This is a genomic window from Brachybacterium sp. SYSU DS0246, assembly GCF_059391765.1.
The window spans coordinates 1-7,736 of sequence record NZ_JBZXYT010000056.1; the positions used below are offsets into that span (position 1 = coordinate 1).

The window sequence follows — 7,736 nt, forward strand, 5'->3', positions numbered from 1 at the left end:
ACTTGAAATAAAAATTCTTGTATAACACCCCCCCTAAGAGCGCCGGGCGGGGGGGCGCCCGCCGCCGGGGCCGCGCCCCCGCCGCCCGCCCCACCGTTCCTCCCCAAGGGGCGCCCGTCCCCAAAACCCGGCCCGGCGGTGCGTCGGGAGGCCTTCGCGACGAGGCTGACGGGCATGAACTCGCTCCTCCCCGTCCCTCGACCCGCAGCAGCTCCCGCCCCCGGTGCCCGGCCCCGGGCCGCTCCCGGGGCGCCCTCGTCCGGACCGCCTGTCGTCGGACCCGCGGCACCGCCCGAGGCGCGCCGTGTGCGCGAGATGTCCACTGTGGAGCTCGGCCGTGCCGGGGAGGACCTCGCAGCCGAGCACCTGGTCGCCTGCGGCTGGCAGATCATCGAGCGCAATCTCCGGCTCGGCCAGGGCGAACTGGACATCGTGGCCCTGGCCCACACCACGCTCGTCTTCGTCGAGGTCAAGACACGTCGCACGTTCGTCACCGGGGTGCCGCAGGCCGCGGTCACCGCCTCCAAGCTGCGCCGCCTGCGCAGGCTGGCCGGGCAGTACCTCATGGAGCGCTCCACGCCGCATCGGGACGTGCGCATCGATGTCGTCGCCGTCCACGCCCACCTCGACGGGACCTTCTCCCTCGAGCACCTCGAAGCGGTCTCCTGATGGGCCATGCGCGCACGCTCTCGATCTCTCTCACCGGCCTCGACGGCACCCTGGTCGAGGTCGAGGCCGACGTCTCCCAAGGTCTGCCGGCGTTCTCCCTCGTCGGCCTGCCCGACTCCTCCACCCTGCAGGCCCGCGAACGGGTCCGCGCGGCCGCCGCCCGCAGCGGGGTGCGACTGGCCGCGCGCCGCATCACCATCAACATGACGCCTGCCTGGCAGCCGAAGCACGGCTCCGGCTTTGATCTCGCCATCGCGATGGCGGTGGTCGATGCCCAGGGCGACTTGCTCACCCACCTGCCGGGGGACACCGTCCTCCTCGGCGAACTGGGCCTGGACGGGAGGGTGCGCCCGGTCCCCGGGGTGCTGCCCGCCCTGCTCGCAGCCCGCACTCACGGCGTGACGCGGGCGATCGTTCCCGAGGAGAACCTCCCCGAGGCGCGCCTGGTCGAGGGCATGGAGGTCGACGGGGCCGGCGACCTGACCAGCGTCCTGCACCGCTTCGGCGCGGACGTCCCGCCGGCACCGGCACGCGGGGCCCTCCGGCTGACGGCCCCGGAGCGGAAGAGCTCAGAGCGCTCCCGCTCCCTCCAGCTCCCGGATTTCGCGGACGTCATCGGGCAGGCCCAGGCGCGGCGCGCCGCGGAGGTCGCGGCGGCCGGAGGACACCATCTCCTGCTGAGCGGGCCGCCCGGCGCCGGGAAGACCATGATCGCCTCCCGGGTCCCCGGGATCCTGCCGCAGCTCGATATCGACGACGCCCTGACCGTCTCCGCGATCCACTCCCTGGCCGGGCGGTTCGACGCCCGCGACGGGCTGCGCCGCACGGCCCCGTTCGAGAACCCGCACCACACTGCCACCACCGCCGCCGTGGTCGGGGGTGGGGGCGGTATCGCCCTGCCCGGCGCCATCTCGCGCGCCCACGCCGGCGTGCTGTTCCTGGACGAGGCCCCGGAGTTCCCCGCGCGCGTGCTCGAAGCCCTCCGCGAACCGCTGGAGACCGGCGACATCACCCTGCACCGTGCACGCGGCGTGACCCGTTACCCCGCGCGGTTCCAGCTCATCCTGGCGGCCAATCCCTGTCCGTGCGGCAAGGCCTGGGGCAAGGGGGTCGACTGCACCTGCAGCCCGCTGCAGCGACGTCGTTACGCCGCCCGGCTGTCCGGCCCGGTCCTGGACCGCGTGGACATGCGCGTCGGCGTGGGACCGGTCGACGTCCGCCGCTCCGGCCCCGCGGACGCCGAGTCCAGCGCGCTCATCGCCGACCGTGTGCGCACGGCACGAGAGCGGCAGCGACGACGGTACGAGGGCCTTCCCTGGTCCACCAACGCCCACCTGCCGGGGCCCCGGCTGCGGCGCGAGTTCGCCCCCGAGGCATCACAGCGCCGGCTGCTCGACCATGCCGTGGCCCAGGGCCGCCTCACTCTGCGCGGACACGACCGCGTGCTCCGCCTGGCCTGGACGCTCGCCGACCTCGACGGCTCCGACCGTCCCGGCGAAGGGCACATCGGCACCGCCCTGACCCTGCGCGAAGGAGAACCACGATGACCACCCCGAGCAATCCTGCCGGTACCGCGGCCGAATCGGACCCTGCAGCACCGGCCCCCGGCTCCGCGGAGACCGGCGCAGACGCGACTCGCGAAGCCCGCGTGACCTGGTCACTCATCGCCGAGCCGGCGGACCCCGTCGCCCTGCTCGCTCGGAGCGTGCTCGGGCCCGCCGGCGCTCTGGAACTCGCCAGGCACGGCACGGAGAGCGAGCTGCTGGCACGTCTGGGCGGGCGGCTGCCCACGGACGCGGCGGACCCCGGCCCCGGCACCCACCAGCTGAGAGCCCGCCGCGCCCTGACCCGCTGGCGGACACGGCTGGACGGCCTCGACATCGACAGGGTCCTCGACGACGCCGATCAGCGGCACATACGAGTCCTCACCCCGGAGGACGCAGAATGGCCCCCAGCCCTGGACGATCTGCAGGAGACGAGCCCACATTGCCTGTGGGTGCAGGGCCCGGGCCGGCTCGACGATCTCGTCACCGGACGCTGCGCGGCCGTCGTCGGCTCGCGGGCCGCCACCGGCTACGGGGAGGACATCGCCGGAACCTTCGCGGCCTCCTTCGCCGCATCCGGCGGCACGGTCGTCTCCGGCGGCGCCTACGGCATCGACGGCGCGGCCCACCGCGGTGCCCTCTCGGCCGACGGCGGGGCCACCCTCGCCGTTCTCGCCGGTGGGCTGGACCGGCTCTATCCCCGCGAGAACGCGGAGATGCTCGAACGGATCCGGGACCGACACCTGCTGGTCAGCGAGGCCCCGCCGGGAACGGCGCCCACCCGCTGGCGGTTCCTCTCGCGCAATCGGCTGATCGCCGCGCTGTCCCAGGCAGTGCTGGTGGTCGAGGCGTCATGGCGTTCCGGGGCGCTGTCGACCGCCCGGCTCGCCGACCAGATCTCCCGTCCTGTGGGCGCCGTCCCCGGCCCGGTCACCTCCGCAGCCAGCGCCGGGTGCCACCGGCTGATCAGGGAACGAGGTGCCGTGCTGATCACCGAGAGCGCCGACGTGCTCGATCTGCTGCCCGGCGGCCCGGCGGCGGGGGACGGCGGGTTCGCCGTCCAGGACGAGCTGGACCTGCTCACGCCCGCCGATCGTCGGGTGCTCGATGCTGTGCCGCCGCGCTCCAGCCTGCCGGTTGCGCGCATCGTCCGGGAGATCGGCTTCGAGGCCGTCGAGGTCGAATCCGCCCTGGCGCGGCTGCGTCTGCTGGGGCTCGTCGAGGACGTGGGGGAGAGGGTGCGACGCGTGCGCACCGGCTGATGTCCTCCCGGCCGGGGACGCCTGGATGCGGGAGACTGGGGACATGGGCACAGACCGCAGCAGCGCCGAGGACGCCGTGCTCGACGCCTTCAGCGACCATCTCCGCCTCGAACGGGGGCGCTCGGAGCACACCATGCGCGCCTACCGCCGGGAGGCCGCCCACCTGCTCGAGCATCTGCGCGAGGTCGAACGCATCGAGCTCCCCGAGCTCGACGTCGCCGCCCTGCGCTCATGGCTCGCAGCGCGGGCGGAGAGCGGCGTGGGGGCGAGCACGCTGGCGCGGTCGGCCGCCGCGGCCCGCACCTTCACCACATGGCTCGCCGCCACCGGCCGCATCCCGCACGACGTGGGCGGCCGATTGAAAGCACCCCGGCGGGGCCGCCACCTGCCCACCGTGCTCTCCAGTGAGCAGGCCGGGTACCTGCTGGACCGGATCGTGCCGGCACAGACGGGCCCCTCCGGGACCGGAGGACGCGGCGAGGCGTCCGGAACAGGCAGCGACGCCGATGCACGTGCCGGCCTCGATGGTGCTGATGGCGCAGGCGGCGCCGTCCCGTCCGACGGCGCCGAGGTCCCCGGCTCCCCGGGCGTGCCTGACGATCCTGCCCGGCGCGCGATCGTGCTGCGCGACGCCGCGGTCCTTGAACTGCTCTACTCCTCCGGGCTGCGGGTCTCGGAGCTGGTCGCCCTGGACCGCAGCGGCATCGACCGTTCCCGAGGCACCGTCCGAGTCCGGGGGAAGGGCGACAAGGAACGCATCGTCCCTGTCGGCGCCCCGGCGCTCGCCGCTGTGGAGCACTGGGAGCGCGAGGGTCGGCCCGTCCTCGCGCGAGCCGGTGGCGCGGCCGCGACTCGCGCCGGCGACGCACTGTTCCTCGGCGCCCGTGGCGGCAGGCTCGGTGATCGCGCCGTGCGCACGCTGCTGGATCGGTACGCCGCCGAGGCCGGCATCTCGAGGCACATATCCCCGCACACGCTGCGTCACAGCGCCGCCACGCACCTCGTCGAGGGCGGGGCCGACCTGCGCAGCGTCCAGGACTTCCTCGGGCACTCCTCACTCGCGACCACCCAGATCTACACCCACGTCAGCGCCGAGCGGCTCCGCCGCACCGTCGACCAGGCACACCCGCGCGCCTGATCTGCTCACGGGCCGGCGTCGACAGCATCGCGCGCCCGGGGAGCCCCGTGATGGGCCAGCGGCAGCAGCACACTCGGTCCCCGCGCCCCCAGCAGCACCATCGGATCCACGTAGCCCTGAGCGCGCCGCGCACCCAGATGCAGACACATCTGAGCGCAATGCGACTGCGTGCTGCCCGGCGTGATCCGTCCGAGCACGTCCCCGGCGCGGACCGTCTGCCCCTCCACCACCTCGCCGGCGACCGGTTCGTAGGTGGAGATCAGGCCATCGGCGTGCCGCACCGAGACCACGGGACGCCCAGCCACCGATCCGGTGAAGCGCACCGTGCCCGAGTCGACCGCATGCACCGCGGCGCCCTCTCCGGTCACCGCGATGTCGATCCCGCGGTGGCCGGGTCCGTAGGGGGTGTCCGGAGCGTCGAAGGGTGTGACGACGTCATGGGGAGCCGGTGTCGGCCACGTCCAGCGCACCTCCTCGGCGCGCGCCGAGCCGGGCATGGCGACGACGAAGGCGGCCACCAGGCACAGTACGACCAGCACGGCCCGGGCCAGGACCAGGATCCGCTGCCGGGCCGGCCGGCGATCGAGGGCGTCTCGAGAAGTCATAGCGGCATCCTCGCCACGTCGGCCGACCGCGTCATCCGGGGCGAGGACCCGGTGGACGAAGAGGTCCTGGGGAGGAACGATCGCCGCGCCGACACACCCCGCGGCGTGATGCACGACGCGCTGTGCCGGCTGTGAGCGTCAGATAGACTCGAGACAGCATCCGGTCCGTCCGGATGACTTCGCGTGCCCATCAGGGCTCGCCGGCCAACGGTCCCCGGTCGCCTCCGCGCCTCGCGCGCGGGCCGCCGCCGGGGCGGCCGGCTTCCCGGGCACCAGGCCCCGCATCGACCGGTGACGGGGAAGAACCGAGAACGAAGGTCCTGCGCGATGACCGCGGACGCCCCACCGGGCGAGTCGTGCGAGCCCAGGCCTAGATAAGAGGACACCATCATGGCAGTCGTCACCATGCGCCAGCTCCTGGAGAGCGGCGTCCACTTCGGTCACCAGACCCGTCGTTGGAACCCGAAGGTCCGTCGCTTCATCTTCACCGAGCGCAACGGCATCTACATCGTCGACCTCATGCAGACCCTGTCGTACATCGACAAGGCCTACGACTTCGTCAAGCAGACCGTCGCCCACGGCGGCACGATCCTGTTCGTCGGCACCAAGAAGCAGGCCCAGGGCTCCATCCAGGAGCAGGCCACCCGCGTGGGCATGCCCTACGTCAACCAGCGCTGGCTGGGCGGCATGCTCACCAACCTGCAGACCGTCTCCGCGCGCGTGAACCGCCTCAAGGAGCTCGAGCAGATCGACTTCGACGATGTGGCCTCCTCCGGCCGCACCAAGAAGGAGCTGCTGATGATGCGCCGCGAGAAGGACAAGCTCGAGAAGACCCTCGGCGGTATCCGCGACATGGGCAAGGCGCCCTCCGCCGTGTGGATCGTCGACACCAACAAGGAGCACCTCGCCGTCGACGAGGCGCAGAAGCTGAGCATCCCGGTCGTCGCGATCCTGGACACCAACTGCGATCCCGACGAGGTCACCTACCCGATCCCCGGCAACGACGACGCGATCCGCTCCGTCACGCTGCTGACCCGGGTCGTGGCCGACGCCGTGGCCGCCGGCCTGCAGGAGCGTCACGCCAAGTCCGGCGGCGGCGAGAAGAACGTCTCCGCCGTCGAGGCCGAGCCGCTGGCCGAGTGGGAGCGCGAGCTGCTCAAGCAGTCCGAGGTCCAGCAGCAGGACGCCCCCGCCGAGGAATCCGTCGCCGCCGAGAACGCCCCGGCAGCGACCGAGGCCCCCGCGGCCGAGTCCGCTGAGGCCCCCGCGGCCGAGGCCACCGAATCCGCAGTGGAGCAGCCCGCCCCGGGCGCGTCGGACGCCGAGGCCGAGACGGCCGAGTCCGCCTCCGAGGCGACCGACGGCCAGACCGAGCCGACCGCAGCCGAGTGACCAACGGGCCCGGGGGCGATAACGTCGCTCCCGGGCCCCTCCACGGGGTGGGCCCCGCCATCGTCGAAGCCCACCCCGCACCCTCCGCTAGCAGCTCCCACAAGGAAGAGGAACATGGCCAATTACACGGCAGCAGACATCAAGGAGATCCGCGAGTCCACCGGCGCGGGCATGCTCGACGTCAAGAAGGCTCTCGACGAGGCCGAGGGCGACAAGTCCAAGGCTGTCGAGCTGATCCGCGTCAAGGGCCTCAAGGGGATCGCCAAGCGTGAGGCCCGCACCGCCTCCGAGGGCCTGATCGCCGTCGACGTGCGCGACACCGACCAGGGTCAGACCGGCACGCTGGTCGAGATCAACTCCGAGACCGACTTCGTGGCCAAGAACGACAAGTTCGTCGCCCTGGGCGACGAGGCCGTGGCCGCGGCCGTCCAGTCCGGTGCGTCCGAGCCCGCCGAGCTGGCCGAGACCTCCTTCGGCGAGGCCCTGACCAACGCCGGCGCCACCATGGGTGAGAAGATCCAGGTGCGCCGCATCGGTCGCGTCTCGGGCGAGGTCGTCACCGCCTACATGCACCGCACCAACAAGGACCTGCCCCCGCAGGTCGGCGTGCTGGTGGCCACCGACAAGGCCGGCGCCGAGGTGGCGCGCGACATCGCGATGCACATCGCCGCGTTCTCCCCGGCCTACCTCGATCGTGACGAGGTCCCCGAGGAGCTCGTCGCCGACGAGCGTCGCATCGCCGAGGAGACCGCCAAGAACGAGAACAAGCCCGAGAAGGCGATCCCGAAGATCGTCGAGGGTCGCCTGAACGGCTACTACAAGGAGAACGTGCTGCTCGACCAGGCGTTCGCCAAGGATCCCAAGAAGACGGTCGGCAAGATCGTCGAGGAAGCCGGCGGCACGCTGACCGGTTTCGTCCGCTTCCGCGTCGGAGGCTGACTCCCCGGGGATCGGGCCTGATCGCCCGGAACCCACCGGCCGCCGACGGGCGGCCGCCGACCTGCGGCCCCGCACCCTCGGTGCGGGGCCGCGGCTCGGTATCATCACCGAGGACCCCGCGCGGAAGGACCGACATGACCCAGACGTTCACGTCCCCCATACCCGTTCTCCCGAAGAAGCAGGACGG

General features: G+C 72.7%; 7 protein-coding genes. 6 read left to right on the forward strand and 1 reads right to left on the reverse strand.

The features are described 5' to 3' along the window. Positions 1–315 precede the first annotated feature (315 nt). From AC5020_RS16740 to AC5020_RS16755, 4 genes are read left to right on the forward strand one after another with little or no spacing between them, the layout of a single operon-like run. Positions 316–669, forward strand: coding sequence for a YraN family protein (locus AC5020_RS16740; RefSeq protein WP_377020421.1), 354 nt, complete (start codon positions 316–318; stop codon positions 667–669). Continuing rightward, positions 669–2,216 (forward strand): YifB family Mg chelatase-like AAA ATPase, encoded by a 1,548-nt coding sequence (locus AC5020_RS16745; RefSeq protein ID WP_464989118.1) that lies wholly within the window; start codon positions 669–671, stop codon positions 2,214–2,216. Before AC5020_RS16740 ends, AC5020_RS16745 begins: the two co-directional genes overlap by 1 nt. Continuing rightward, positions 2,213–3,475 carry a DNA-processing protein DprA gene (dprA, locus tag AC5020_RS16750; protein ID WP_464989119.1) on the forward strand — a complete coding sequence of 421 codons (1,263 nt, stop codon included), beginning with the start codon at positions 2,213–2,215 and terminating at the stop codon, positions 3,473–3,475. The genes AC5020_RS16745 and dprA overlap by 4 nt, the downstream gene beginning before the upstream one ends. Before the next feature lie 43 nt (positions 3,476–3,518). Then, on the forward strand, positions 3,519–4,613 hold the full coding sequence (locus AC5020_RS16755; RefSeq protein WP_464989120.1) for a tyrosine recombinase XerC: 1,095 nt from the start codon (positions 3,519–3,521) through the stop codon (positions 4,611–4,613). 5 nt (positions 4,614–4,618) lie between these two features. Here the strand turns inward: AC5020_RS16755 and AC5020_RS16760 are convergent, their stop codons facing one another. Beyond that, positions 4,619–5,218 carry a murein hydrolase activator EnvC family protein gene (locus AC5020_RS16760; protein WP_464989121.1) on the reverse strand — a complete coding sequence of 200 codons (600 nt, stop codon included), beginning with the start codon at positions 5,216–5,218 and terminating at the stop codon, positions 4,619–4,621. Positions 5,219–5,608: 390 nt separating this feature from the next. Here AC5020_RS16760 and rpsB point away from each other — a divergent pair, with 390 nt between their 5' ends. Both rpsB and tsf read left to right on the forward strand, forming a co-directional pair. Continuing rightward, the gene (rpsB, locus tag AC5020_RS16765; protein ID WP_464989122.1) at positions 5,609–6,610 is read left to right on the forward strand and encodes a 30S ribosomal protein S2; all 1,002 of its coding nucleotides are present in this window, start codon (positions 5,609–5,611) and stop codon (positions 6,608–6,610) included. Positions 6,611–6,724: 114 nt separating this feature from the next. Beyond that, entirely contained in the window at positions 6,725–7,549 is an 825-nt protein-coding gene (tsf, locus tag AC5020_RS16770; RefSeq protein ID WP_464989123.1) for a translation elongation factor Ts, read from the forward strand. Positions 7,550–7,736 lie beyond the last annotated feature (187 nt).

Coding starts and splice junctions, on each gene's coding strand:
- AC5020_RS16740 (WP_377020421.1), top strand. CDS start 316: ATGTCCACTGTGGAGCTCGGCCGTGCCGGGGAGGACCTCGCAGCCGAG.
- AC5020_RS16745 (WP_464989118.1), top strand. CDS start 669: ATGGGCCATGCGCGCACGCTCTCGATCTCTCTCACCGGCCTCGACGGC.
- dprA (WP_464989119.1), top strand. CDS start 2,213: ATGACCACCCCGAGCAATCCTGCCGGTACCGCGGCCGAATCGGACCCT.
- AC5020_RS16755 (WP_464989120.1), top strand. CDS start 3,519: ATGGGCACAGACCGCAGCAGCGCCGAGGACGCCGTGCTCGACGCCTTC.
- AC5020_RS16760 (WP_464989121.1), bottom strand. CDS start 5,218: ATGACTTCTCGAGACGCCCTCGATCGCCGGCCGGCCCGGCAGCGGATC.
- rpsB (WP_464989122.1), top strand. CDS start 5,609: ATGGCAGTCGTCACCATGCGCCAGCTCCTGGAGAGCGGCGTCCACTTC.
- tsf (WP_464989123.1), top strand. CDS start 6,725: ATGGCCAATTACACGGCAGCAGACATCAAGGAGATCCGCGAGTCCACC.